This window comes from Parajatrophihabitans canadensis (assembly GCF_053764775.1).
The window spans coordinates 684,359-707,904 of sequence record NZ_CM132445.1 but is presented as its reverse complement, the minus strand read 5'-3'; the positions used below and the strand labels follow the sequence as shown (position 1 = coordinate 707,904).

General features: G+C 64.2%; 30 protein-coding genes, 2 tRNA genes and 2 pseudogenes. 18 read left to right on the top strand and 16 right to left on the bottom strand.

From position 1 onward, the window contains the following. The first annotated feature begins 87 nt into the window (after positions 1-87). The 3 genes from ACSMXN_RS03450 to ACSMXN_RS03440 all read left to right on the top strand — a co-directional run bounded on the left by ACSMXN_RS03450 (position 88) and on the right by ACSMXN_RS03440 (position 3,229). Positions 88-1,581, top strand: coding sequence for an MFS transporter (locus ACSMXN_RS03450; protein WP_022916070.1), 1,494 nt, complete (start codon positions 88-90; stop codon positions 1,579-1,581). A 94-nt stretch (positions 1,582-1,675) separates the two neighbouring features. Next, the gene (locus ACSMXN_RS03445) at positions 1,676-2,293 is read left to right on the top strand and encodes an NAD(P)-binding domain-containing protein (RefSeq protein ID WP_022916071.1); all 618 of its coding nucleotides are present in this window, start codon (positions 1,676-1,678) and stop codon (positions 2,291-2,293) included. 66 nt (positions 2,294-2,359) lie between these two features. Further along, positions 2,360-3,229 (top strand): LLM class flavin-dependent oxidoreductase, encoded by an 870-nt coding sequence (locus ACSMXN_RS03440; protein ID WP_022916072.1) that lies wholly within the window; start codon positions 2,360-2,362, stop codon positions 3,227-3,229. A 10-nt stretch (positions 3,230-3,239) separates the two neighbouring features. Here the strand turns inward: ACSMXN_RS03440 and ACSMXN_RS03435 are convergent. The 5 genes and pseudogenes from ACSMXN_RS03435 to ACSMXN_RS03415 all read right to left on the bottom strand — a co-directional run bounded on the left by ACSMXN_RS03435 (position 3,240) and on the right by ACSMXN_RS03415 (position 7,326). After that, a tRNA-Ala gene (locus ACSMXN_RS03435) sits at positions 3,240-3,316 on the bottom strand. Between the two features lie 158 nt (positions 3,317-3,474). Next, positions 3,475-4,221: a hypothetical protein gene (locus ACSMXN_RS03430; protein ID WP_155958499.1), complete on the bottom strand. Its 747-nt coding sequence runs from the start codon at positions 4,219-4,221 to the stop codon at positions 3,475-3,477. A 149-nt stretch (positions 4,222-4,370) separates the two neighbouring features. After that, positions 4,371-4,988, bottom strand: coding sequence for a GNAT family N-acetyltransferase (locus tag ACSMXN_RS03425; RefSeq protein WP_155958500.1), 618 nt, complete (start codon positions 4,986-4,988; stop codon positions 4,371-4,373). 28 nt (positions 4,989-5,016) lie between these two features. Further along, positions 5,017-6,242, bottom strand: a pseudogene (glp, locus tag ACSMXN_RS03420) (molybdotransferase-like divisome protein Glp). A gap of 175 nt (positions 6,243-6,417) precedes the next feature. Next, the gene (locus ACSMXN_RS03415; RefSeq protein WP_022914796.1) at positions 6,418-7,326 is read right to left on the bottom strand and encodes a UTP--glucose-1-phosphate uridylyltransferase; all 909 of its coding nucleotides are present in this window, start codon (positions 7,324-7,326) and stop codon (positions 6,418-6,420) included. Positions 7,327-7,343: 17 nt separating this feature from the next. Here ACSMXN_RS03415 and ACSMXN_RS03410 point away from each other — a divergent pair, with 17 nt between their 5' ends. Together ACSMXN_RS03410 and ACSMXN_RS03405 are read left to right on the top strand one after the other, a co-directional pair. Next, positions 7,344-7,901 carry a 5-formyltetrahydrofolate cyclo-ligase gene (locus tag ACSMXN_RS03410; protein ID WP_022914797.1) on the top strand — a complete coding sequence of 186 codons (558 nt, stop codon included), beginning with the start codon at positions 7,344-7,346 and terminating at the stop codon, positions 7,899-7,901. A gap of 202 nt (positions 7,902-8,103) precedes the next feature. Next, a pseudogene (locus ACSMXN_RS03405) lies at positions 8,104-8,250 on the top strand (FmdB family zinc ribbon protein); the annotation flags it as partial. 14 nt (positions 8,251-8,264) lie between these two features. On the opposite strand, the gene ACSMXN_RS03400 reads toward ACSMXN_RS03405, so the two are convergent. Next, positions 8,265-8,597 carry a hypothetical protein gene (locus tag ACSMXN_RS03400; protein WP_051148994.1) on the bottom strand — a complete coding sequence of 111 codons (333 nt, stop codon included), beginning with the start codon at positions 8,595-8,597 and terminating at the stop codon, positions 8,265-8,267. Between the two features lie 125 nt (positions 8,598-8,722). On the opposite strand from ACSMXN_RS03400, the gene ACSMXN_RS03395 reads away from it, so the two are divergent. Beyond that, the gene (locus tag ACSMXN_RS03395; protein WP_022914799.1) at positions 8,723-9,388 is read left to right on the top strand and encodes an SAF domain-containing protein; all 666 of its coding nucleotides are present in this window, start codon (positions 8,723-8,725) and stop codon (positions 9,386-9,388) included. Between the two features lie 42 nt (positions 9,389-9,430). After that, positions 9,431-9,868 carry a large conductance mechanosensitive channel protein MscL gene (gene mscL / locus ACSMXN_RS03390; protein ID WP_022914800.1) on the top strand — a complete coding sequence of 146 codons (438 nt, stop codon included), beginning with the start codon at positions 9,431-9,433 and terminating at the stop codon, positions 9,866-9,868. 88 nt (positions 9,869-9,956) lie between these two features. Here the strand turns inward: mscL and ACSMXN_RS03385 are convergent, their stop codons facing one another. Next, positions 9,957-10,181 (bottom strand): hypothetical protein, encoded by a 225-nt coding sequence (locus ACSMXN_RS03385; RefSeq protein ID WP_155958501.1) that lies wholly within the window; start codon positions 10,179-10,181, stop codon positions 9,957-9,959. Between the two features lie 51 nt (positions 10,182-10,232). On the opposite strand from ACSMXN_RS03385, the gene ACSMXN_RS03380 reads away from it, so the two are divergent. Then, a complete protein-coding gene (locus ACSMXN_RS03380) occupies positions 10,233-10,676 on the top strand; it encodes an antitoxin (RefSeq protein WP_022914801.1) in 444 nt (147 codons plus the stop codon). 2 nt (positions 10,677-10,678) lie between these two features. Then, positions 10,679-10,921: a MoaD/ThiS family protein gene (locus ACSMXN_RS03375; RefSeq protein ID WP_022914802.1), complete on the top strand. Its 243-nt coding sequence runs from the start codon at positions 10,679-10,681 to the stop codon at positions 10,919-10,921. A gap of 3 nt (positions 10,922-10,924) precedes the next feature. Here the strand turns inward: ACSMXN_RS03375 and ACSMXN_RS03370 are convergent, their stop codons facing one another. The 3 genes from ACSMXN_RS03370 to moaC are packed head-to-tail and all read right to left on the bottom strand — an operon-like array spanning position 10,925 to position 12,302. Next, positions 10,925-11,383 (bottom strand): molybdopterin synthase catalytic subunit, encoded by a 459-nt coding sequence (locus tag ACSMXN_RS03370; protein WP_022914803.1) that lies wholly within the window; start codon positions 11,381-11,383, stop codon positions 10,925-10,927. Beyond that, entirely contained in the window at positions 11,380-11,877 is a 498-nt protein-coding gene (locus ACSMXN_RS03365) for a MogA/MoaB family molybdenum cofactor biosynthesis protein (RefSeq protein ID WP_035944419.1), read from the bottom strand. The genes ACSMXN_RS03370 and ACSMXN_RS03365 overlap by 4 nt, the downstream gene beginning before the upstream one ends. Further along, entirely contained in the window at positions 11,874-12,302 is a 429-nt protein-coding gene (moaC, locus tag ACSMXN_RS03360) for a cyclic pyranopterin monophosphate synthase MoaC (RefSeq protein WP_051148999.1), read from the bottom strand. Before moaC ends, ACSMXN_RS03365 begins: the two co-directional genes overlap by 4 nt. 188 nt (positions 12,303-12,490) lie before the next feature. Here moaC and ACSMXN_RS03355 point away from each other — a divergent pair, with 188 nt between their 5' ends. From ACSMXN_RS03355 to ACSMXN_RS03330, 6 genes are all read left to right on the top strand, one after another. Next, complete coding sequence (locus ACSMXN_RS03355) at positions 12,491-14,083, top strand: circularly permuted type 2 ATP-grasp protein (protein ID WP_022914804.1); 1,593 nt, start codon at positions 12,491-12,493, stop codon at positions 14,081-14,083. Positions 14,084-14,093: 10 nt separating this feature from the next. Further along, a complete protein-coding gene (locus tag ACSMXN_RS03350; protein WP_022914805.1) occupies positions 14,094-15,032 on the top strand; it encodes an alpha-E domain-containing protein in 939 nt (312 codons plus the stop codon). Position 15,033: 1 nt separating this feature from the next. After that, complete coding sequence (locus ACSMXN_RS03345) at positions 15,034-15,885, top strand: transglutaminase-like domain-containing protein (protein ID WP_022914806.1); 852 nt, start codon at positions 15,034-15,036, stop codon at positions 15,883-15,885. Between the two features lie 107 nt (positions 15,886-15,992). Then, entirely contained in the window at positions 15,993-16,853 is an 861-nt protein-coding gene (locus ACSMXN_RS03340) for an HAD family acid phosphatase (RefSeq protein WP_081649290.1), read from the top strand. 98 nt (positions 16,854-16,951) lie between these two features. Continuing rightward, on the top strand, positions 16,952-17,590 hold the full coding sequence (locus ACSMXN_RS03335; protein WP_022914808.1) for an alpha-ketoglutarate-dependent dioxygenase AlkB: 639 nt from the start codon (positions 16,952-16,954) through the stop codon (positions 17,588-17,590). 66 nt (positions 17,591-17,656) lie between these two features. After that, a tRNA-Arg gene (locus ACSMXN_RS03330) sits at positions 17,657-17,729 on the top strand. 38 nt (positions 17,730-17,767) lie between these two features. On the opposite strand, the gene ACSMXN_RS03325 is transcribed toward ACSMXN_RS03330, so the two are convergent. The 3 genes from ACSMXN_RS03325 to rnhA form a co-directional block, all read right to left on the bottom strand. Then, the gene (locus ACSMXN_RS03325) at positions 17,768-18,064 is read right to left on the bottom strand and encodes an NUDIX hydrolase (protein ID WP_196811405.1); all 297 of its coding nucleotides are present in this window, start codon (positions 18,062-18,064) and stop codon (positions 17,768-17,770) included. Beyond that, entirely contained in the window at positions 18,003-18,134 is a 132-nt protein-coding gene (locus ACSMXN_RS03320) for an NUDIX hydrolase (RefSeq protein ID WP_455407764.1), read from the bottom strand. Before ACSMXN_RS03320 ends, ACSMXN_RS03325 begins: the two co-directional genes overlap by 62 nt. A 246-nt stretch (positions 18,135-18,380) precedes the next feature. Beyond that, positions 18,381-18,851 carry a ribonuclease HI gene (rnhA, locus tag ACSMXN_RS03315; protein WP_022914809.1) on the bottom strand — a complete coding sequence of 157 codons (471 nt, stop codon included), beginning with the start codon at positions 18,849-18,851 and terminating at the stop codon, positions 18,381-18,383. Between the two features lie 170 nt (positions 18,852-19,021). Here rnhA and ACSMXN_RS03310 point away from each other — a divergent pair, with 170 nt between their 5' ends. Both ACSMXN_RS03310 and ACSMXN_RS03305 read left to right on the top strand, forming a co-directional pair. Next, positions 19,022-19,480 (top strand): DUF1059 domain-containing protein, encoded by a 459-nt coding sequence (locus ACSMXN_RS03310; protein WP_022914810.1) that lies wholly within the window; start codon positions 19,022-19,024, stop codon positions 19,478-19,480. 416 nt (positions 19,481-19,896) lie between these two features. After that, complete coding sequence (locus ACSMXN_RS03305) at positions 19,897-20,508, top strand: TMEM165/GDT1 family protein (protein ID WP_022914811.1); 612 nt, start codon at positions 19,897-19,899, stop codon at positions 20,506-20,508. 25 nt (positions 20,509-20,533) lie between these two features. On the opposite strand, the gene ACSMXN_RS03300 is transcribed toward ACSMXN_RS03305, so the two are convergent. Together ACSMXN_RS03300 and ACSMXN_RS03295 are read right to left on the bottom strand one after the other, a co-directional pair. Then, positions 20,534-21,370: a hypothetical protein gene (locus tag ACSMXN_RS03300; RefSeq protein ID WP_022914812.1), complete on the bottom strand. Its 837-nt coding sequence runs from the start codon at positions 21,368-21,370 to the stop codon at positions 20,534-20,536. A 292-nt stretch (positions 21,371-21,662) separates the two neighbouring features. Further along, positions 21,663-22,361: an MgtC/SapB family protein gene (locus ACSMXN_RS03295; protein WP_027139812.1), complete on the bottom strand. Its 699-nt coding sequence runs from the start codon at positions 22,359-22,361 to the stop codon at positions 21,663-21,665. A 166-nt stretch (positions 22,362-22,527) separates the two neighbouring features. On the opposite strand from ACSMXN_RS03295, the gene ACSMXN_RS03290 reads away from it, so the two are divergent. Further along, a complete protein-coding gene (locus ACSMXN_RS03290) occupies positions 22,528-22,950 on the top strand; it encodes a hypothetical protein (RefSeq protein ID WP_155958502.1) in 423 nt (140 codons plus the stop codon). On the opposite strand, the gene ACSMXN_RS03285 is transcribed toward ACSMXN_RS03290, so the two are convergent. Then, positions 22,945-23,529 carry a GNAT family N-acetyltransferase gene (locus ACSMXN_RS03285; RefSeq protein WP_022914816.1) on the bottom strand — a complete coding sequence of 195 codons (585 nt, stop codon included), beginning with the start codon at positions 23,527-23,529 and terminating at the stop codon, positions 22,945-22,947. The two genes, ACSMXN_RS03290 and ACSMXN_RS03285, sit on opposite strands and share 6 nt — an antisense overlap. Positions 23,530-23,546: the final 17 nt, after the last annotated feature.

Sequence of the window (23,546 nt, the reverse complement as noted above, 5' to 3'; positions counted from 1 at the left end):
TCATCTTGGTGCTCCGACTTGACCGTACGAGGAGCGAAGCAGATGAGCAGTAACGAGCCCTCCAGGGGCGCGGGCGCCTCAGCAACGATGGATGCCATCGAATCGCGATCGACCGCTCCCCCCAATCCCCACTACGAGCGACGGTGGATGGCTCTGGGCGTCATTCTCATCGCCCAGATCATGATCCTGCTCGATGCGACCGTCGTGAACGTTGCACTGCCCTCGGCGCAGGCCGACCTCGGCTTCTCCAACGCCGCGCGACCGTGGGTCGTCACTGCCTACTTGCTGGTCTTCGGCAGTTTGCTCCCGCTCGGGGGTCGGCTGGCCGACGCGCACGGGCGTAAGACGATGTTCATCGTCGGATTGGTGGGGTTCGCGGTTGCCTCCGCTGTTGGCGGCGCGGCGCCGAACATCGCCACGCTGATCGCCGCCCGGGCCGTTCAGGGTGGGTTCGCCGCGCTGCTCGCGCCGGCGGCGCTGTCGCTGATCACGGTGATCTTTACCGACATGAAGGAACTGAACAAGGCGTTCGGGATCTTCGGCGCCGTCGCCGGGAGCAGCGCGGCGCTCGGCCTGATGCTCGGTGGGTTGCTGACCGACTATGTGAACTGGCGCTGGTGCATGTACGTCAACATCGTGTTCGCGATCGTTGGCATCATCGGCGGCCTCGCGCTGCTGCACAACTCCACCGAGCCCGACAAGCCCAAGCTCTCGGTACCGAGCACGATCCTCGGCGCGGCAGCGATTTTCGGGGTGGTCTTCGGCTCCGCCAAGGCCCAGACCGACGGCTGGAACTCGCCAGCCACCCTGATCCCGCTGATCGCCGGCGCTCTCCTGCTGGTCGGCTTCGTCGTGCTTCAGAAAGTCGACCGCCACCCGCTCATCCCGCTGCGCGTGTTGGCCGACCGCAACCGCGGTGCCGCCTACCTGACACTCTTGCTGGGACAGGGTGGCGTGTTCGCGCTGTTCCTGTTCTTGACCTACTACTTCCAGGACGTGCTGCACTACTCGCCGATCAAGACCGGTGTCGCGTTCCTGCCGATGATGGTGGCGGTCGTCGTGGTCGCCACGCTGACCCAAGGCGTGCTGGTCCGGCACCTGAGCATGCGGGTCATCACCGTCACCGGTCTGCTCATCAGCGGGGCCGGGGCCGCGCTGCTCACCCAGGCCGACGCGGGCAGTTCCTACGCGGCCTGGGTGCTGCCCGGGCTGATCCTGGTCGGGGCCGGTATCGGGTCGGCGATCGTCTCGGCGGTCGCGGCCGGGCAACAGGGTGTCGACCCGCGTGACGCGGGTACAGCGGGCGCGGTCAACAACGTCGCCCAGCAGCTCGGCGCGGCGCTCGGCGTCGCCGTCATCAGCACCTTCGTCGCCACCGCCACCAGCCACTACCTAACCGACCACGGCAGCACCGCCGTCGTCAGCGCCACCGTGCACGGATTCACCATCGGCTACTGGTGGACCGCCGGCCTCTTCTGGGCGGGCGCCGTCATCTGCGGCGCCCTGATCCGCGGCGGCACCCGGCTCCACCAGGAGTCCGGCCAGCCCGAGCCCCTCGACGAGATCAGCGGCCTTTTCTGAGACGCACCTGGGCGGTGGCGCAACGACGCAACCGATCAGCCCCGGCAACACCGTCACCACCAACTGATCCATCCACAACAAAGGAGCACCCATCATGACCAGCATCAGCATCATCGGCTCGGGCAACATGGCCAACGCCATCGGCACCCGGGCGGCCAAGCACGGCCACACCATCGAGCTCATGAGCCGCGACCCCGCCAAGGCTCAGGCACTAGCCGACCAGATCGGCCACGGCGCCACCGTCGGCAGGTTCGGCGCCCGGCCGACGGGTGACATCGTCTTCCTCGCGGTGCTGTACGCCGGCGCGGTTGACGTGGTCACGCACTACGGCGACGCTCTGGCCGGCAAAATCCTCGTCGACATCACCAACCCGTTCAACGCCGACGCAAGTGGCGTAGTGACGACCCCGGGCAACTCGGTGTCCCAGCAGATCGCGGCTGTCGCCCCCGAGAGTGCGCACGTCGTCAAGGCATTCAACACGATCTTCGGCGGCGTCATCGCTGAAGACAAGCCCCTGGACGCGTTCTTCGCCGGTGACGACGTCGAGGCCAAGACACGTGTCTCGGCGTTCCTGGAGAGCTTGGACATGCGGGCACTCGACGCCGGCCCGCTCGAGATGGCCCACGCCCTCGAATGGGCCGGCATCCTCCTGGTGGGCGTGGCCAACCACGGTGCCGGCTTCGACATCGCCCTAGGCGCCAAGGTCCTCTGACGACACGCTGTACGCAACGACGTCGCGTCGCGGCTAACCACGAACGAACGGCTGAAAGAGACATCGATGCCTGATTACGGTCATCCCCTGCGTTTCGCAACATTCATCGGTCCCACCAACTCCCCGCCGAGCCGTCCGGTCGAGTTGGCGCAGCTCAGTGAGCGGCTCGGCTTCGACTTCGTCACCTTCCAGGACCATCCCTACCAGTCGAGCTTTCTCGATACCTGGACTCTGCTGGCCTGGGTGGCCGCGCGGACCGAGCGCATCGGGGTGTCCGGCAACGTGCTGAACCTGCCGCTGCGTCAGCCCCCCGCCGTGCTCGCCCGCGCGGCGGCCAGTCTCGACCTACTCTCCGGTGGACGGATGAGCCTCGGACTCGGAGCCGGCTTCTTCTGGGATGCCGTGCAGGCGATGGGCGGCCGGCGGCTGACCCCGCTCCAGGGCGTTGCGGCACTGGGCGAGGCAATCGACATCATCCGCGAGGTCTGGGATGCCGACGGGCCCGGCGGCGTGGATGTTGACGGCGAGTTCTATCAGATTCACGGCGCCGAGCGCGGACCGGCACCCGCACACGAGATCCCGATCTGGCTCGGCGCCCACAAGCCGAAGATGCAAGGCTTGGTGGGACGCAAGGCCGACGGTTGGCTGCCGTCGCTGCCGGTCATGGAGCCGGGTGGCGTGTCAAAGGGAAACGCGATCATCGACGATGCCGCCCGGGCCGCGGGCCGTGACCCGCGCGAGATCACCCGTCTACTCAACATCTTCGCGGGCCAGCAAACTCCGGAGGCACTGGCCCAGCTGGCCGTCGAGGACGGTGTCAGCATCTTCATCCTGGCCAGCGACGACCCGGACGTACTCGAACGCTTCGCCGCTGAAACGATCCCCGCGGTACGTGAACACGTCGCACGCGGACGGCTTAGGACTGAGGGCGGATAGAGCTGAGTTTTGGTGGAGCTGAGGAGATTTGAACTCCTGACCCCCTCGATGCGAACGAGGTGCGCTACCAGACTGCGCCACAGCCCCCAACCAGCAGTGAAGGTTACCAGTCGCTCTGATCGCCCGACGCTGTGACCCTCGGCGTCGTCACACCGCCCGACGCTGTGACCCTCGGCGTCGTCACACCGCCCGACGCTGTGACCCTCGGCGTCGTCACACCGCCCGAGCTGTGACCCTCGGCGTCGTCACACCGCCCGACGCATTGCGCGCTCGTCGAACTCTTCCTCTTGGTAGAGCCCAGTCAGATCGACCGTGTCAGCGATGCCGTGCAAGGCCACGTCATCATCGTCGATGCGAACGACGGTCTCGGAGTCGTAGTACGCCGGGATCTCTTCGGTCATGTCGTAGGAATGGTTCGTCGCCAGTCCAGAGCGATTCAGACGCGATTCACGACGGTCCCGGTCGCGCAACGCCTGGCTACGCAGGAATGACAGGTAGCCACCGAGCGACAGCGCGAACACCACGCCGACACCCCAGGCGAGCATGCCGCCCGCGGCAACGCCCCATAGCAAGCCGACGATGGTTCCAAGAATCAACAGAATGAGTGAGCGGCGGCGGCGGGCCATCATCTGGCGCCTTGCCTCTGACAAGTCGGCTTTGGCAACGCGATCTGGGTACATAACGGCCTCCATGGCAGCGGGCACCGGGCGGCGAGCGGCTGCAGTCACGCTCGCGGGTGCGCCTGGAACGAAAACTTGTGGACGAGTGGCCGGACGCGACGTGCCACGCGCGTCCGAATTGGGTTCGTCACGAGCGACTGGTCGGGCAAGCGCGCCGAGCGATCTGCGGGTGGCCAGAGCTCGCATGGCGCCGGAAAACCTGGCCGCCGACCGCTCCCCCGCTCGGTCGTCGAGCTTCTGGATGATCATGGGAATCACGACGACCAACCAGAGGACGGCCAGCACCACCACCGTCATCATTGGCGATAACATCGCATCTCCCGTCACATCCGTAACAATGTCACCGCCACGCTAGGGCTGAGGGGGACGTCAGCGCCGCAGGCGCGCCGAGTGTCAACATCAAGTATCGGTTGAAGGTTGGGCCATCGCGTGGCCATGATCGTTCCCGCAGAGTTGATCAGCTAGGAATGCGGCGGTGGTGGCAACGCCGGCAGCCGGGACAACATTGTGGCCGAACGAACTTCCTCGGCGGTGACCGCGAAGCCGATGTGATCTCGCCAATCGCCGCCGATATCGAGGAACCGCTCGTAGTACGCCTCGCGGCGCAGTCCGAGTTTCTCCACGACCCGCAAGCTCGGACCGTTCTCCGGCCGGATGTCTACCTCGACCCGATGCAATCGCGCCTCGGTCAAGCAGTGATCGAGGACCAAAGCCAACGCTGTCGGTGTGACACCACGCCCGGCGACCGCAGAATCGACCCAATACCCGACCGAACATGAACGCATCGCGCCGTGATTGACGTTGGAAACGTTCATCTGCCCGACCAGGTGATCGCCGTAACAGACGACGAACGGCAGCATCGAGCCCATTCGAGCAGCGGCGCGCATTCGAGACAGCGATCGGTGGAATTCGCGCACCGAATTGCGTACCGCCCACGGTTGGCTGGACGTCGGTTCCCATTGCGTCAGCCAGGCTTCGTTGGCCAGCCGGATGCGGCTCCACTCGCGCGCATCCCGCCGGTGTGGCGGCCTAACCGTCACCGGACCTGCGACAAGTATGGCGGGCCATCCTGGATGCATCGTCGACATCCCTGGTCTCAGTTGAGGGTCATCGCTGGGCCAACATCAACGGCAGCACGGTCACCCGCGACCCCGGCACGACCTCGGTGACCTCTTCTTCGATTATGACCAGGCAGTTCGACGCCGCCATTGACGCTATGAGATGCGAACCCTGGCCACCGATCAGCGAAACCGAGTACCGACCATCCGGCTCACGATGCAGCAGACCTCGTCGATATTGGCGCAGGCCGTCCGGACTCTCCATTCGCTCCAACGCAATCGCCTGCAGGTTCTGGCGTTGGACGTTGCGTTTGCCGAGCAGTTTGCGGATTGCTGGCCGAACGAACACCTCGAACGACACGAGTGCCGACACGGGGTTGCCCGGCAGGCAGAAAATCGGAGTTCGGTCACGACCGAGGTAGCCGAAGCCCTGTTGCATGCCTGGCTCCATGGCCACGGCGGTGAATTCGACCGTACCGATCTGGCCGAGGGCTTCTTTCACGACGTCATACGCACCGACGCTGACGCCGCCGGTCGTGATGATCACGTCAGAACGAAGCAGTTGCGAGTCGAGGACGTCCAGCAACCGGGCGTGATCGTCGGGAATGATGCCGACCCGATAGGCGTCAGCGCCCGCATCCCGAGCGGCAGCCGCCAGCATGTAGGAGTCGCATCCGAAACCTGGCCGATCTCAGGTCGCTTGTTCACGTCGACCAGTTCAGAACCGGTGGAAATGATGACGATCCGCGGTCGGGGGCGGACGAGGACGCGATCATGACCGGTCGCTGCCAGCAGCCCGATCTGTTGCGGGCCGAGCGCCGCGCCGGGACCAAGCGCCAGCGCCCCGGCGGCCAGATCCTCGCCGGCACGACGTACGCCTTCTCCGCTGCGCATCGGCCGCCGGATCGCCACCCGTGCCACCCCGCGATCGGTGTCTTCGAGCGGAATGACGGCGTCCGAGCCAGGCGGTATCGGGGCTCCCGTCATGATCCGCATGCAAAGCCCCGGACCCATACCTGAAACCGAGCGCGCGCCGGCAATCGCATCGCCAACGACCGGTAGCACCGTCGGTTTGTCGTAGCTGGCCTGCTGGACGTCGATGGCGCGCACCGCGTAGCCATCCATCGCCGCATTGTCGAAGCCTGGCAACGGCCTATCGGTGATGATCTGTTCGGCGAGCAACAGGCCCTGCGCGTCGAGCACCGCCAGCTGGATCGGATCGATCGAGCCGATGTTGTTCAGCACGTTTGCCAGCTGCTCAGACACCGAGCGCAGTGCACCCGGCCCGGCCTCACTCGTCTGATCCTCTTGGTTCGGTTGACCGGGCTCCCCCGCGCCGTCGTCGGCTCCAACGCGGCCGATCGTTTCAGTCGGCGAATCAGGGTTGTTGTCGGTCACTCGTGCGCACTCCTACTGTTCGTCGCGGCTGACGGGTGTCGATTTGATCGAGCTATTTCAGACCCTTCGCAAAGTCGACAAGCCAGTCGCTGAAATCGGCCCCCAACTCGGGATGCTCAACCGCCAACCGGACGACCGCCCGGAGGTAGTCCTGCCGGTCGCCGGTGTCGTATCGCCGTCCCGAGAAAACGACTCCATGGATAGGTACCCCATCTTGCCCCAGGGTCCGCATCGCGTCGGTGAGCTCGAGCTCGCCACGCTTACCGAGTTCCGTACGACGCAGTGCGTCGAAGATCCCCGGAGGTAGCACGTAACGCCCGATCACAGCGAGATTGGAGAGCGCTTCTTCCGGTTTGGGCTTCTCGATCAGCGTTTCGATCGGGATAACCCCGTCGACGATGTCGCCCGCGGGCTTGATACTGCCGTAGAGAGAAATGAAGCGTCCCTCGACCTCGATCAGGCCGACCACGATGCCGCCCCGCTCCGCCTGGACGTCCAGCATCTTGCTGAGCAATGGATCACGCTCGTCGATGATGTCATCGCCTAACAGGACTGCGAACGATTCGTCTCCGGCGAAGGCCTCGGCGTGGGCGACCGCATCGCCCAATCCGCGAGCGACCCGCTGCCGGGTGAAGTGAATCCGTGCCAGCTCGGTCGAGCGACGAACCCGGGCAAGACGCTCGGTGTCACCCTTCTTCTCCAGGGCGGCTTCGATTTCGGGCGCCGCGTCAAAGTGTTCCTCGATCGCGTTCTTGCCGCGAGCTGTGATGATCAATACGTCGCGCAATTGCTCGCGAGCTGCTTCGGCCACTATGTACTCCAGCGCCGGGATGTCGACGACTGGCAGCAGCTCCTTGGGAACGGCCTTGGTAGCGGGGGCAAACCGGGTGCCAAGGCCCGCCGCCGGAATGACCGCTTTACGAGCTCGAATACCGGTTCCGCTGATATGAGGGTTTGCCATAGCGGCACACTAGCCAAGTGACGTTAAAGACCGATGTACGCGGGTTGGCCAGCGCGGCGCGCAAAGCCAGATCCGAGGCGGAGCGAGACGTCGCCCGCGCCGGAATCCGACGCGTCCTCGCGAGTCGGTTATCACAACTCGGGCCTGGGCCGGGCGCTCGGATCGCCGCGTACGAGCCGATGAGCACCGAACCCGGTTCCATTGAGCTGCTTGCCGAGCTGACCCGCGGCGGCTACGAGGTGATCGTCCCGATGACCCAGCCTGACAACGATCTCGACTGGGGTGTGTGGACCTTCACGCGGCAGGCACGGCTGCCCCTCGGGATGGACGCCATCACTACGGCCGAGCTCATACTGGTGCCAGCCTTCGCTGTGGATGCCGCCGGTAATCGGTTGGGCCGCGGCGGGGGATCCTATGATCGCGCCCTTGCACGAGCCGGCGCGGGCGTTGCAATTGCGGCCGTACTGTTCGACGGCGAGATTCTGGACGAGGTGCCAACCGATGATTGGGACCGCCCGGTGACTGCCGCCCTCACCCCGTCCGGTTGGGTGGACTTGGCCGCGGTTTCGGGCTGACTACCTCGATTTCGCGTGGCCTAGATGCCGGCGCTATCGCGGCGAAAGCTCGAAATCACGCCATGTTCGGCCACCCGGATGCGTGCCGGAACATCACATGCCGCACCATTGTTAGCAGTCATGACGCCAGAGTGCTAATAGTCTGGCCTGGCTGGATCTTTTTTGACCGATTGTTTTTGTCTCAGCGGAGGGACTCGCTGTAATGCCGACCTATCAATACGCCTGTACGAACCCCGACTGCGGCAACGAGTTCGAGCAGTTTCAGGCGTTCTCTGACCCGTCGTTGACCGACTGCCCGGTGTGCGGGCTGCGGGTTCGCAAGGTTTACGGCTCGGTCGGCGTGGTCTTCAAGGGCTCCGGGTTCTACCGAAACGACAGCCGCGACGCCAAGGTCTCATCCTCTGCCTCCGCCTCCGGGTCCGACTCGAAGTCCGAGTCGGGCTCCAGCTCTGACAGCGCCTCGAAAGCCGACAGCAAATCGGACACGGCCAGTTCGACGAAGGTACCGGCCGGCGCGGGCTCGTCGAACGGGTCGAGTTCGAGCGGTTCTGGATCAGGCTCGGGTGGGTCTAGTTCGAATGGATCAAGTGGCTCGAGCGGTTCGAATGGCTCAGGCGGCAGCTCGAAGACGTCTGCCAGCAGTTCGAGCTCCAAGGCCGCCGCGTCTACCTGATCGCCGGATCTGATCGCCGACATCTGATCGCCGAGATCTGATCGCTGGGACGCCGCGGATCCGGGGCTGTGTCCACAGACCGAGGTCTTTGTCCACAGCTGAGTCCGTTCAGTCCTCCACCAGGTCCGCTCCGCGGCATCTTTGAGGCATGCCCAGTTCGCCCGTTCGCGTTGAGTCGTTTCTCTACTTCCTCGGAGGGTGGCCGCGCCGGCTCGCCGCAGCGGCTTGCGTCGCGCTCGCCGCACTGACCTTTCTGTCGAGCCACCGACAGAGTTCGGCTGTTGCCAGCTCCGACGTGGTGATCGCCGCTCGCCACGTCGCAGCGGGCACCGTGCTGAGCGCGGCCGATCTGCAGCTCGCGCACTGGCCCGTCGACCTCACGCCGGCCGACGCCCTGCACTCGCTCTCGGCCGCGGTCGGGCGGCCGGTCGGCGCCGCCATGTCCGCGCGAGAACCCGTGACCACCAGCCGGATGCTCGACGTATCGGTCTCGGCCGCGCTGAGTGCGGGTCAGGTGGCGGTGACCGTCACGCTGCCGGATCGTGCGCAGGCAACGATCTTGGCCGCGGGGGCAACGATCGACCTCTATGCGGGCGCCGATCCCTCGCTGCTGGCCAACGGCAAGCCACTCACCAATGCTCAGGGCGGCCGAGAGATCGCGTCGGCCGTCCGAGTGCTGGCCGTACTGCCCCCTTCCGAACCGACGAGTCAAGCCGGAATGACGATCGTGATCGCGACAGAACGAGCAACGGCTTCGCGCCTGGCAAATCAGGCATCTGGCACTGTTCTGGCTACCCTTAGGCCGACGTCGTAATGCGCAAAGCATCACGAACGCTGACAAACGTGGGAGGCATTCATGCTCAGGGGCTTCAAGGAATTCCTGATGAAGGGCAATATCGTCGATCTCGCCATTGCGGTGGTGATCGGCACCGCGTTCGCCGCAGTCGTAAAGAGCTTCGTCGACGCGATCATCACACCGGTACTGAATGCCTTCCCGGGCGCATCGGTCAACGGCTGGGGCTTCTCGCTCCGCGGCGGCGCTCTGAAAGCATCCACCTTCATCAACTTTTCGGCGATCATCAACGCCCTGATCACGTTCGCCATAACGGCAGCCATCGTGTACTTCGTCTTCGTCCTCCCGATGGAAAGGATGCAAGCGCTGCGGGCCCGCGGGCAGGAGCCAGAGCCCGAAGCCGTGCCAGAGGACGTCCTGCTTCTCCGGCAGATTCGCGATGCGCTTGGCGCGCGACCAACCGACGGCACCGCCGGACCGACGCCTCAGAACCCGACCTGAGCCTCAGAACCCGACGTGGGCCTCAGAACCCGACCTGGGCCTCAGAACGCGACCTAAGCCTCAGAGACCTCCGCGAGCGGGCGGTTCACTACCCGTGGTGGGGCGGTCGTTGCGATTCGTACCACTCGTCGCTGTAACCGCCGGGCTCGTCTCCCCAGCCCGTCTCCCGCTCGTCGGAGGTTATCGAGGGCAGCACTTCGTCGGACGGGTGGCGGCGAGTGGTCGTTGCCGACGATGATGGAGACTGTTCCGCAAGTTCAGTGGGACCGGCGTCAGAGTCGACGCCGTGGTCTCTGCGTGGGGTCGCTGGCATTCCTCCAGTGTGCCCGGTGCGAACGTATTACCAAGAGGAGGCTGTTCAGCGATGGCATTGTTCGACAAGGTCAAGGATTTGTTCGACCAGGCAAAGACCAAGGCCGCTCCGCTCGCGGAGCAAGCCAAGGAGAAGGCAGGTCCGCTCGCCGCAGAGGCCAAGGACAAGGCCACCGAATTGGCTGGCAAGGCGGCACCAGCCGTCGCTTCTGGCTTCGACAAGGCTGCCGGCGGGATCGACAAGGCCACCGGCGGGCGCTTCACCGACAAGATTGACACCGTTCAGGGAAAGGTGCACCACGTCGCGGCAAAGGCGTCTGAGGCGTCACCGGCAAGTCCGCCTGCGCCGACCGTGCCGGATGCCGCGCCGACGGTCACCGACACTGCCGCTACCGTCACCGAGAGTGCTGCTGACACCGTTGGCAGCGCAGCTGACGCTGTGAAAGACAAGGCAGACGATGTCTCCAGCGCTGCCGACGACAAGTTGACCAGCTGAGGGTGGAATCCGAGGTCACCGTCCGGTATTGGGCTGGCGCGCGCCGGGCGGCCGGCCTGGACTCCGAACACCTCAGGGCCGCGACCTTGGGTGAACTACTGAAGACCCTCGGTTCGCGGCCCAAGTTGACCGCCATTCTCCAGGCCAGCTCGGTGCTCGTCGATGGCGTTGCTGCCCAGCCGGACACCATCCTCATGGCCGGTGCGACGGTCGACATCTTGCCGCCCTTCGCGGGCGGCCGATGACCATCAGGGGCAGTTGACCCACTCGTCGGTGCCATCGGTGAACAACTGGCGCTTCCAGATGGGCAGTCGCCGCTTGACCTCGTCGACCAAGCGCGCGCAACTTTCGAACGCCTCCTTGCGATGCGCGGCCGTCACCGACGCAACCAGGGCTACCTCGCCGATCTTGAGCTGACCGATCCGATGACTCACCGCGACGGCGATAACCGCTGGGTCTGAGGCAATCTCCTCGGCAACCGCACGAATGATCGCCGCCGCGGTGGGATAGGACGAGTACTCGAGTTCGACCACCTGACGGCCGTGGTCATGGTCACGGACCACGCCACAGAAGGTGACATCCGCACCGGCGCCTCGATCGCGGACAGCCGCCGAGTGCGCATCCACGTCGAGCACATGCTCGACGACCTCGGCGATGCGTACCTTTTCGCCAGGCGCAACATCGGGAGAACCTGTCGGCCGAGTCACATGCCACCCCCGGGCCGATGGTCGCCTCCGGCGAGCTGATCGAGAACGTGGTGCACCAACGGCTCCAGGACTGCGAGTCCATCCCGAACGCCGCCCGGCGAACCTGGCAGGGTGACTACGAGGCTTTGCCCAATCGTGCCGGCAACGCCACGTGAAAGCACCGCGGTCGGAACCGCATCCGCGTTGGCCAACCGGATTCGCTCGGCGATGCCCGGTATCAGGCGATCCAGCAAAGGGGTTACTGCGTCGGGCGTGACGTCCGTCGGGCTAAGACCGGTACCACCGGTGCTGATGATGAGCCGTGCGCCGTCACTGCACACATTGCGGAAGGCTTTCTGGATAAGCAGAATCTCGTCTGGCACCACAAGCTTGGCCACGATCGAGAATCCCCAGTCGCGGAGGGTGTCGGCGAGCAGGGTGCCTGAGGTGTCCGCGCGCTCCCCAGACGCCGATCGATTCGAACATGTGATGACAGCTGCCGTCAGCGCGGTCATGGCCGGTCCCAGGTGCCGCGGCGCCCACCGCTCTTGTGCACCAGGCGGATCGAGCCCAGTTCAGCACTCCGATCGACAGCTTTGACCATGTCATACAGGGCTAAACCGGCAACGGCCACACAGGTCAGCGCCTCCATCTCGACCCCGGTACGGTCCGCCGTCCGCACCGTTGCCGTTATCTCGACGCTTGTATCGAGCACCACCAAATCTACGGTCACGCCGTGTATCGCGACCGGATGACACAGCGGCACCAGGTCCGGAGTCCGTTTCGCAGCTGCGATACCCGCGATGCGGGCGACAGCGAGCGCGTCACCCTTGGGCAGGCCGTCCCGGCGCAGCAACGCGATCACCTCAGGCGTGGTTTGGAACCGGCCGAAGGCGACTGCCTCCCGAGCCGTGATCTCTTTGGCGGAGACGTCCACCATCCGGGCCGCGCCGGAGGCGTCGATATGCGTCAGTTCCACACACTGCAGCCTACGGCTCAGCCGACCGCCTAGGCTGTGCACACCCGAGAGAGCTGGAGAGACGATTGTCGCCTTCGATCGAACCCGCGCCGGACGCCGCAATTAACAGCGTTAACGCCTTTGAAACGTCTACTCCATACGGTGCGGGCGTGGCCGATCTCTTCTCCGACTATTCGTTCGGTCGCGCATGGGACGAGATGTTCGCCAGCACTGGCGTCACCCGGCCCGCCTATGACGCGGTGATTGCTGCCGTTCAGGCGCTGGACGCGGACGAGTTGAAGGCCCGCGCCGAGGGTTTGGCTCGCTCGTTTCTGGACCGGGGCGTCACGTTCGACGTCGGCGGCGTCGAGAGCCCCTTCCCCACCGATCTGATTCCACGCATCATCGAGGCCGCCGAATGGGACGTTGTCTCCCGCGGCGTCGCACAGCGCGTCAAGGCACTCGAGGCCTTCCTTACCGATGTCTATGGCGAGCGCCGGGTCGTCGAGGACGGCGTGGTACCGCAGCGGGTGCTGATCACGTCCAAGTACTTCGAGCGTCACGCCTACGGCATCGAGCCAGTCAACGGTGTCCGAATCCACGTAGCGGGAATCGACCTCATCCGTGACGAGCAAGGCAAGTTCCGGGTGCTGGAAGACAACGTCCGGATACCCTCCGGCGTCAGCTACGTCCTGGAGAACCGCCGAGCGACGATGCAGGCCTTACCGGAGTTGTTCTCCGGCGTCCGCGCACGCACCGTCTCCGACTACCCCGCCAAGCTCCTACAGGCGCTGCGGAAGGCCGCTCCGCGTGGTGTCAGCGACCCTACGATCGTGCTGCTCACCCCAGGCTCGTACAACGCCGCCTACTTCGAACACACCCTTCTCGCCAGGACGATGGGGGTCGAATTGGTCGAAGGCCGCGATTTGGTCTGCTCGAACAACACGGTCCGGATGCGCACCACCTCCGGGGAGCGACGGGTAGACGTCATCTACCGAAGGGTCGACGACGCGTTTCTCGACCCGGTGCATTTCATCCCGAACTCCGTTCTGGGCTGCCCCGGACTCATGACTGCCGCACGAGCGGGCAACGTGACGATCGCGAATGCCGTGGGCAACGGGGTGGCCGACGACAAACTGCTTTACACCTACGTGCCCGATTTCGTCCGGTACTACCTCAACGAAGAGCCGCTGATCGACAACGTGGACACCTTCCGGTTGGAACAACCCAACGACTTGGCCGAGGTGATCGACCGGCTGGATGAACTCGTGCTCAAACCGGTCGACGGTTCCGGCGGCAAGGGAATCGTGATCGGCCCGCAAGCGAGCAAGGCGGAGCTGGACGAGCTACGGGCCAAGGTCATCGCCGACCCGCGTGGCTGGATCGCGCAGCAGGTCGTACACCTGTCGACCGTGCCCACGGTCATCGGTGACAAGATCGCGCCGCGACATGTCGACCTCCGACCGTTCGCAGTGAGCGACGGCGATGACGTGTGGGTACTGCCGGGCGGCCTTACGAGGGTGGCGCTCCCCGAGGGATCCTTGGTGGTCAACTCCAGTCAGGGCGGCGGATCCAAGGACACGCTCGTCTTGGACCTTCCCCGTCGCTACCCGACCTTCGATGCCGATACAGCTGATCTGGACCGACCCGTGGAAGCGGTTGTCGACGCCGACGGCCTGCGGACGTTGGCACCACAGGTGAGCATGCGCAGCCCAGACCCCGGGCCGATGGCCATGCAGGATCAACAACAACAGCAACAGTGAGGAGATCGCGATGCTGAGCCGGATCGCCGAATCGCTGTTCTGGATCGGCCGGTACATCGAGCGCGCTGATGACACTGCCCGGATCCTCGACATCTACCTGCAGCAGGTTCTCGAGGATGCCTCGGTCGAGGACGAGGCCTGTAAGACGCTGTTCGACGTCATGGGGCGGCCGATGCCCACCGACGGCAGTCGGGTCGGCGTGCGCGAGGTGCTGCAGCAGCTCGCCTACGAACGGCAGGCAACCAGTTCGATCACGGGATCGCTTTCTGCAGCAAGGGTGAACGCTCGCAGTGCCCGCGACTCGGTCTCGTCGGAGATGTGGGAGGCGCTCAATCTCACGTTTCTCGAGCTATCCGAACAGCGGCGACGGGCGGAACGGGTCGGGCCACATCGGTTCTTCCAGTGGGTCCGCGAGCGTAGTGCCTTGGCCAACGGCGTCGCCGATTCGACCATGAGCCGCGACGAAAGCTGGATCTTCCTCGATCTCGGACGGAGCATCGAACGGGTAGATATGACGGCTCGGCTGATCACGACCCGGGTAGCCGGCGGCGCATCCGGACCGAACTGGACGACTCTGCTGCGGGCCTGCGGAGCGAACGAGGCCTATCTGCGGACCTACCGAGGCCGGGTGAGCGACCGGACTGCGGCAGAGTTTCTCCTGCTGGACCGGCTCTTCCCACGTTCGATGTTCTTTGCATTGTCACGCGCAGAGGACCGGGTCGGCCTGCTCGACCGCGGCGGCGACGGCCGGGTGGGTACCGAGGACGCCGCTCGGCGGCTGCTCGGCAGAGCGCGTACCGGGCTTGAGTTCCGTGGGGTGGATGAGATGTTGTCGGATCTACCGGGGTATCTGGAATCCATTCAGTCCGCATGTGCGGAGGCGACCTCAGCCATCGGAACCCGGTATTTTCCGCATGCAGTTATCCAATGGGTTGGAAAGGGAGCCTGAGATGTGGCGCGTCAGAGTTCAACATCGCACCGGATTCTCTTATGACGGCGAGGTTGTCTCGTCCTTCAATGAGGCTCGCATGACCCCGTTGACCGATCCGAGCCAGACCACCTTGGAATCACGGGTGGAGATAACGCCCGCCGCCAGCGCGTACCGCTACCGCGATTATTGGGGCACTCAGGTGACCTCATTCGACATCCACACACCGCACGACGAATTGGTCGTGACCGCGACCAGCGTGGTGGAAACCTTTCTTCGACAAGGCGTCTCCGGCGATCTGGCCTGGTCGGATCTGGAGAACGAGTTGGTGCGTGACCCGTACGCCGAATGGCTGGCGTACACCCGACGCACCGATCCGGCCGACGAGCTAGCCGAGCTCGCTCACCGGGTGGCGCAGGGGCCAGCCGGACCTCTCCCACCCGGATTGGCCGCGATCGCCTGCGTCGAGACGGTGCGTTCGGAGATGGAATACCGGCTGGGGGCAACCGGGGTGCACACCTCGGGCCTCGAGGCCTGGCAGGAGCGCAAAGGGGTCTGCCAGGACTTCGCGCACGTCGCGCTAGCGATGCTGCGTTCCCTCGGCCTGCCGGCGCGGTATGTCTCTGGGTATCTGCACCCCAACGCCAACGCGGCGATCGGCGAGGTCGTCGCCGGCGAGAGCCACGCGTGGGTCGAATGGTGGGACGGCGAATGGGTCGGTTACGACCCGACCAACGGTAAGCCGGTTGGTGAGCAGCATGTCGCGGTGGCGCGCGGGCGCGACTATGACGACGTCACGCCGCTCAAGGGGATCTACTCCGGACCGAAGTCCTCCGGCCTTGGCGTGGTCGTCGAAGTCACCAGGGTGGCCTGAGGCCGGTAGCCGGACACCGTGGCCTGAGGCGTCCATCACAGCAGATTTACGCCCATTCGGTATTAAGGGGACTTACATCGTTTCCGCACCGGATGGAAGGAACCGAAATGGATCAGCAGAACACCGCGCCCGGCTCTCGGCCACGGCTCGCCCTCTTCAGGCGTCAGAGGACCCTGTTCTTCGGCGCACTGATCGCGGTATTCGCCCTGTTGTTCGCGGGCGTCGCAACAGCGTCGGCGAATTCCGGCGGCCATCACCCAGTTCCGCAGCCGAATCCGAGTGCTACACCTCGCTCCGCTGATCAGATCCCGAACATCACGCTGGTCGAGAACGAGATCAAGGCCTACTACGACGACACGCTGGTCGGGACCGATCACGTGCCCTCGAAGACCGGCAACTACGCGAAAGAGGTTGCCGGCATCGAGAAGATTGCGCAACGCTATCTGGCAACTGCGCACGTCTCCCATAGTTCAAAGGCCAAAAAGGCGGTCGTGTTCGATATCGATGACACGACGCTGAACACGTACAACTACGAGATCTTTTCCTCCTTTGCCTACAACCCGACCACGAACGCCGAATACGTCAACGACGCCCGATTCCCTGAGGTGTACGGGATGCCGGCTCTCGTCAACTGGGCGAATTCACGTGGATACACGGTCTTCTTCATCACCGGCCGGCCGGAGGCGCAGCGACCGGGCACCGTAACCAACCTGGCCAAGGTCGGCTACACGGTGCCGACAGACCCCGCGCACCTGTACTTGAAGTACGCAGCGGGTAGCCAGCCGGCGTACATCACGTGTGCCGCGGCAGCTTGCACCACGATCGAGTACAAGTCCCAGACCCGAAAGCACATCGAGTCGCTCGGCTATGACATTGTCGCGAACTTCGGCGACCAGTTCTCAGACCTGTCCGGTGGCTTCGCCGATCGGGACTTCAAGATGCCCAACCCGATGTACTACCTCCCCTAACCCCTCACCCCTTTCCGAATCGTGTAACGCTCGGCACCGTATGGATGCCGAGCGTTACACGATTCGGCTTGCGGCGGGGCGCATGGTAGGCAGGAGGGGTGTCCACGGTTGTTCAGATCGCGCCGGGTGCGGTACACGTGCCCGGATGGCTGAGTCGCGAGGCCCAGCGCGACCTCGTTTCCGCCTGCCGTGAATGGTCCCGGCCGCCGGCCGGAATGCGCGCGACCAAGATGCCGAATGGCTCGCAAATGTCAGTGCAAACCGTCTGCCTCGGTTGGGACTGGATGCCGTATCGGTATAGCAAGACTGCCCCCGACGGGTCACCAGTGAAGCCCTTTCCGGAGTGGTTGATCGAGTTCGGTCAGCGTGCCGTTTCGGTTACGGCCGCAGGTGAAACGTGGCTGGACGAGCCTTACGTGCCCGACATCGCGCTGGTCAACTTCTATGACGATGAGGCGAAGATGGGCCTTCATCAGGACAAGGAGGAGCGTAGCCTCGCACCCGTCGTTTCGATCAGTCTTGGTGATAGTTGCCGGTTCAGATTTGGCAATACCGAAAACCGAAGCCGACCTTGGACGGATGTGCTGCTCGATTCCGGCGATCTGTTCGTCTTCGGCGGCGAATCTCGGATGGCTTATCACGGCGTTCCCAACACCCTGCCGGGGACTGGGCCCGATGACATCGGTCTGCCTACCGGCCGCCTGAACCTGACCCTGCGGGTATCGGGTCTCACGTAGCCGCCGCCGTCGAGGTCAACTGGGGTCGTCGCGCAAGCTAAGCTGTCAAGGAGCATTTGCTCCCCCGCCCTCGTAGCTCAGGGGATAGAGCGCCGGACTCCTAAGCCGGGCGTCGCGCGTTCGATTCGCGCCGAGGGCACCTCGCGAACATCCTTTCTTATGCCACAGATAGCGTTTTCAGCGCGCAGTTTCGTCGAAGGCTAGAAAGTGGAGCAGTCCGACCAGAGTCCCGGAGTTGTGCACCTGGCCGGTCGCGATGATGTTGCGCAGCTCCGCCGCCCTCACCCACTCGAAGGTCCCCTCGTCCTGCTCCGTCGGCGCAGCTATCTGCGTGGCTCCTCGTGCCAGAAAGACATGATGCGGGCTCGAAACAGTGCCGATCATCGGCTCGAACGTCACGAGGTGAGTGATGTCATCGGCCCGATATCCCGTCTCCTCGAGGAGCTCGCCTTGCCGCGGCTTCCGGCGGCTCACCGTCCTCGATGAGACCACCTGGCAGTTCCCAATTCCAGATGTCTGGCACGAACCGATGCCGCCGGGTCATGAGCACGCTGCCACCGTCGGCGCTCACCAGCAAAACCATGGCGGCGGATGGCAATCTGACCACGTGGTGTTCGAAGCGTGCACCAGACGGCAAGACGACGTCAGCCAGCTCAACGCGAACCCATCTGCTGTCGTAGACCGATCGGGTTCCCATGACACGCCATCTGGCATCGGAGGCGGGTGTCTCCCTTGCCCCAGCCGGCGGTTCAACCACTATGTTTCACCTTCCACTACTGCGTGAACTAGCTCATGTCGGTGTGGCGACGGCCAGGGCGGCGCCCGCGTTCGCCAGCGCGTCCGCGCGTTCATTACCTATATCGCCGGAATGACCCTTGACCCATCGCCAGTCGATCGAGTGCCGGGCCGCCGCCTCGTCCAATGCTTGCCATAAGTCGGCGTTCTTGACGGGCTGCTTGCCCGAGGTCATCCAACCGTTGCGCTTCCAGCCATGAATCCAGCGGGTGATCCCGTCCAGCACGTATCTGCTGTCGGTGTAGAGCGTTACCGAGCATGGCTTTCGCAACGCGGACAGCCCGTTGATAGCAGCGCTCAGTTCCATGCGCTGGTTGGTGGTGTGCGCGTCCCCACCCGAGAGCTCCTTCTCGTGCTCGCCGCTGCGCAGCCACACCCCCCATCCGCCCGGGCCGGGGTTCCCTTTGCACGCACCGTCTGTGTAGATCACCACCACGGAGTCTGCGTTACTGGCCGTAGCTTCCATCCTTGTTGCGCTCCAAAATCCTCGTCGGACTCACTGTGCCGAACGTGTGCTGTCAGCCAACTGTGAATTGCGTGTGGAGAACGGCCTACGTCCAACCAGATATTGACCCCGAAAGGCCCGAGGTATAAGTGATTGTCATCGGTATTTGCCACTAGCCTACGGAGCAACCCATGGCTATCAGAATCCTTGAGTGCCGGACCCTCATTCCTGATTCGTCCTGCAAACTGATGTTTGTCGGCGACGAGGGTGAGGTCGAGGCCGCGTTCAGGGAGCATGCCTCATCCAGCCACGGCGGCACAGCACAGGTAACCGCGGAAAAGCTCAAGGACGAGCTACAGACCGCGATAATCATCACCCAAGATGAGGCCTACCTCGGGGACCGGTTCACCCGACCCAACGACACCACCTTCAGTTTTCCAGGACCCGGCTTCGTACTGCGAAGATTCCCGGCAACCCACGGCGCCGTTCAACTGGGCTGCACCTGCCTTGGCTCGGGAACTTGCCTCGTAAGTCTGACCGGTTCCGTCGCGAAATGTAGCGACGGAACGTGCAGCGGGTGCGGCTGGTCCACCACCATCGAGGGCTTCGCACCGGAGGAACTCCAAAAGCTTCCCCAGTTCGATACGTAGAAACCTTATCGCAAAAGGGTATTCGGTTCCGAAACCCGCAACACGAACCGGGGAAGGACTCGAACCATCGGACGACGCAGTCCCCGGGATGCCGTAGGCACGGTACGCCCGATGCCGCGCGGCTCTTCGTTCGAGGCGATCACGATTCCAGAGACAGTGCGCTGACTGGACAAGGGAGTTAACCAAACCCCAGTGAGCCGGCAGCAGAGGTAGCCCCGGTATAGTGCGAGGCGAAGGGGAGTAGCCCCCAATCGATGATCGACATACTGGCGTCTCCGGACTCCCGGTCATCGAGCCTGGCAGTTGCCAGGCGGGCGAGACCTTCGACCTCGACACCTGAACGTGTCGGGTCGAAGCGTCGCCCCGAAATCGGCAAGCTTCGGCCTGGCCCTGAACAACGGACCGGAGCCCCACCCGTGAACGTCCTACTGATCCCCCTTGTGTTCGCGGTGATCCTGATCGCCGAACTGCCCGACAAGTCGATGTTCGCTTCGCTCGTCCTGGGCACTCGATTCAAGGCACGCTGGGTATTTCTCGGCGTCGCAACTGCCTTCGTTGTGCACGTCATCATCGCTGTCACAGCCGGTGGTCTGCTCACGCTCCTGCCGCACCGCATCCTCGAAGGCGTCGTGGCAGCCCTGTTCCTCGGGGGCGCCGCCTACATGTGGTACTCGGCCGGCCACGAGGAAGACGATCTTGAGGACGAGGGCGATGAAGTGGTTTCCACCTCCGCGCCCACGGGTAAGGCCGGGCCGCGGTTCACAGCCTTCGCAACCTCATTCGCAGTCATCTTCCTCGGCGAATGGGGAGACATCACCCAGATCCTCACCGCGAACCTTGCCGCCAAGTACCACGACCCGGTAGCCGTAGGCATCGGTGCGGTACTCGGCCTCTGGGCCGCAGCGCTACTCGCGATCACCCTCGGACGTACGCTGCTGCGCTACATCTCGGTCGCCTTACTACAACGTGTCGGAGCGGTGATTCTGCTGGCGTTCGCCCTGTACACCGTTGTTCAGATTCTCCGATGATCTCCTGAGCGCCGCCAACCGCGCCTTATGGCAGCGCGACAAATGACGCCGCGAGTTCCGTGGCGTTCGGACCAGGGTTGGCGACGAGGTAGTAGAGACGGGTTCCGGTGTAGAAGAAGACCGTGGCAGTCAGGTGCACGCCTGTCGGGGTCGTGAATGTGCCGGTACGGGCTGGCCGTCCCCGGAACGTCGTTGCAGTCTGGCTGTCGATGGTGAAATTCCCGGGAGCCGCAAACGAGGTCAGCGCGATCCGCATCGTGTTCTGATACTGATCGACGGGGATTGTGGCTGAACTTGTTTCGCTGGCGACTTCAGCGAACGGCTTGCTAGCGACGGCAACGACGATGTTGATCTGAGTCCCACCCGTCGTGGTGGGGACGGAACGCTCTGTCGGCTGAACCGGAAAGCGAGCCCGAAAACGGCCGGCCGTCGAGGTGTAAAGCACCCCGGTCGTGGCGGTGTCCGCGACGGTGGGCGTCAACGGTGCCGAGGCGCTGTTGTGGTGATCCGTCGACGACGCCGCCACGGCGACAACGACAGCAACGACGAGCACGGCGGCGGCGGTCAGCCAGATCCACAGCCGAGCCCGGCTTTTCGGCGCCGGCGGCGGATAGCCATTCCATGGATAGGGCTGGCCCGGCCCACCGACGGGCGGGTAACCCGGCGGCGCATACGGAGCGGGCGCGTAGCCGGTCGGAGGATAGGACGGCTGCTGATAGGACGGCTGCTGATACGGGTCCGCCATCGGCGGTGGCTGGTTCCACGGACTCGCAGCGGACCCGGCGGCGGGGGCGCTCGGCGCCGACCAGCCAGCCTCTGGGTCTTCGGTCGGCGGCGCGTCGTCGGGCGGCAGTGATGTCATGCGCGGATGCTATCGACCCGCCACGGGGCCTCAACGCGCGGGAAGCAACGCCGTTACAAAACCGCATGACGACATCAAATATCGCCATTTGCCAGTCTCATCTGCGGCTCCCGACATGTCTCTGACCGGCTTGGTGTGGGCTTGGCTATCCTCATCGGCGACGCGAGGCTGAGCGTTTTGGGTTTTGGCCTGACGTTAGGAATCATCGCCGGCGTTGTCTTGACCGAAGCGGTGGGCCGCGGAAGGCCCACCGCTGAGCACGGCTGATTCTGTCAGCGGAGCATACGCACGATCAGCGCCCCGAATGAGCGAGTGCCGCTGAACTGGTTCGCGCAGCGACCACGCCCTGTATCTGCGCAAGGTTGCTGGCAACCTCGGCCACCGGGGTCGAGCCACGGACTTCGAGCAGCACGCAGACATCGGTCGATGCGCCACTTGCTTGTGTAACGTTTAGCGATTCGACGGTGCATCCGGTCCGGGTCAGCTCGCTCATCGCCTGCCTCAGCACGCCGGTTCCCTGTTCGTAGGTAAGGGAGATCTCGCTCAAGACGTTCTGATTGTCCCGAAGCCGTTCGATAACCGGCGTGTAGAGAATGGTGATGAGCAGATCGCCGACCGTGGCGGCGACGGCCAACGTGTACAGACCTGCGCCGGCAGCCATGCCTATCGCTGCCACCAACCAGATGCTCGCCGCAGTGATGAGCCCCCGGGCACTTTCGCGCCGGACGAAGATGATTCCCGCACCGAGAAAACCGATTCCGCTCACGATCTGCCCGGCGAGTTGGGCCGGGTTCAACACCACCATGCCCGGCCGCAGAATATCGTCGAAACCATACTTGCTGATCAACATGATCACCGCTGCGCCCATACCGACCATCGCGTGAGTACGAAGGCCAGCAACCTTGTGACGCAGTTCGCGTTCAAAGCCGATGATGGACGAGAGGACGAAAGCTACGGCCAATGGGACGATTTCAAGTTGTAATTCGGTCATGCAGGTGGTGCTCCAAACTGGTGGCTCCCGGGAACGGTTGCCTGGTGACAACGCTAATCACAATCAACCGCGGCGGCCAGCACTTACGCCCGATCCACATGGCGACGGCCAATCCATCATGTTGCGCTCATGCGGCAGCCTGCTGCACGTTGGTAGGGTGCGCCACGTGACCGAACCCACCGACCGTGGCCGAGAGTTGCGACTTGCCTATACGTTCCGCGGCGCGCTGGCAGAGTTGGAGCAGACGCTGCCGCTTGTGGCCGATGAATCGATTTTGTTCCACGGCGTGATGCAGCTGCACGCGGCCGGAGCGCCTACGCGCCCGGCGGTACTGCGGTTGACGACGCCCCGGTTGGTCATACTCGCCCACTACCCCTGGCGGTCAAATCGCGCGTGGGAACTGCCGCGACCGTCCGTGCAGGGCGTCGAACTTCTTGGCGCTGTGGTCCAGATCGACTGGACCGACCAGCAGGACGTTGCGCAGGCGCTACAACTTGGCCGATGGACAGGCCGAGCCGCGTTCGACCGCCCGATTCGGGACGCGAGCGAGGCAGCCGAGGCTCTCGATGGGTGGCTGCGCGACCTATGACGAGCGTCGCACCCGTGATCTAGGGACAACCTTGGTCATCAGCCAATGATGTTTGCCTAATTGACGCTCACGGGTGAAACCCTCGCGCTCGAAAATCGACGTCGTCGCGTTGTGCAGGAATCCGCCGGATGTCCGCCGACCTGTCACATCCTCTGGGAAACTCTCGACCAAGCCGCCGCCGAGACTCGCGATCTGCTGGAGCGCACCTTGCAGCGCCACCGAAGCAACTCCTCGGTTCCGGTACTCGTTACCCACGAAGAAGCAGGTGATTCGCCAATCTGGTGGCCGCACCTCGCCGGCTTGATAGACCCGCTTGCGCTTGATGCGCGGCAGCTCCCCGGGCGATCCGAACTGACACCAGCCGACGCAATCGTCACCGTCATAGACCAATGCGGCGTGAGCAGTCCCACTGCGGACCCGATCCTCCTTGGCCTGACGGCGATGAGCGCCTTGCTCGGCGCCTTCGGCGTGGAATCCCAGGCACCAGCAACCGCCCCACACGCCGTTGTGTTGCTCGACAAGGCGCGCGAAGTCCTGCCAGGTATTGGGCGACAGCGGTCGCACGACGAGCGCAGCCATGCGCCCGACAATACGAC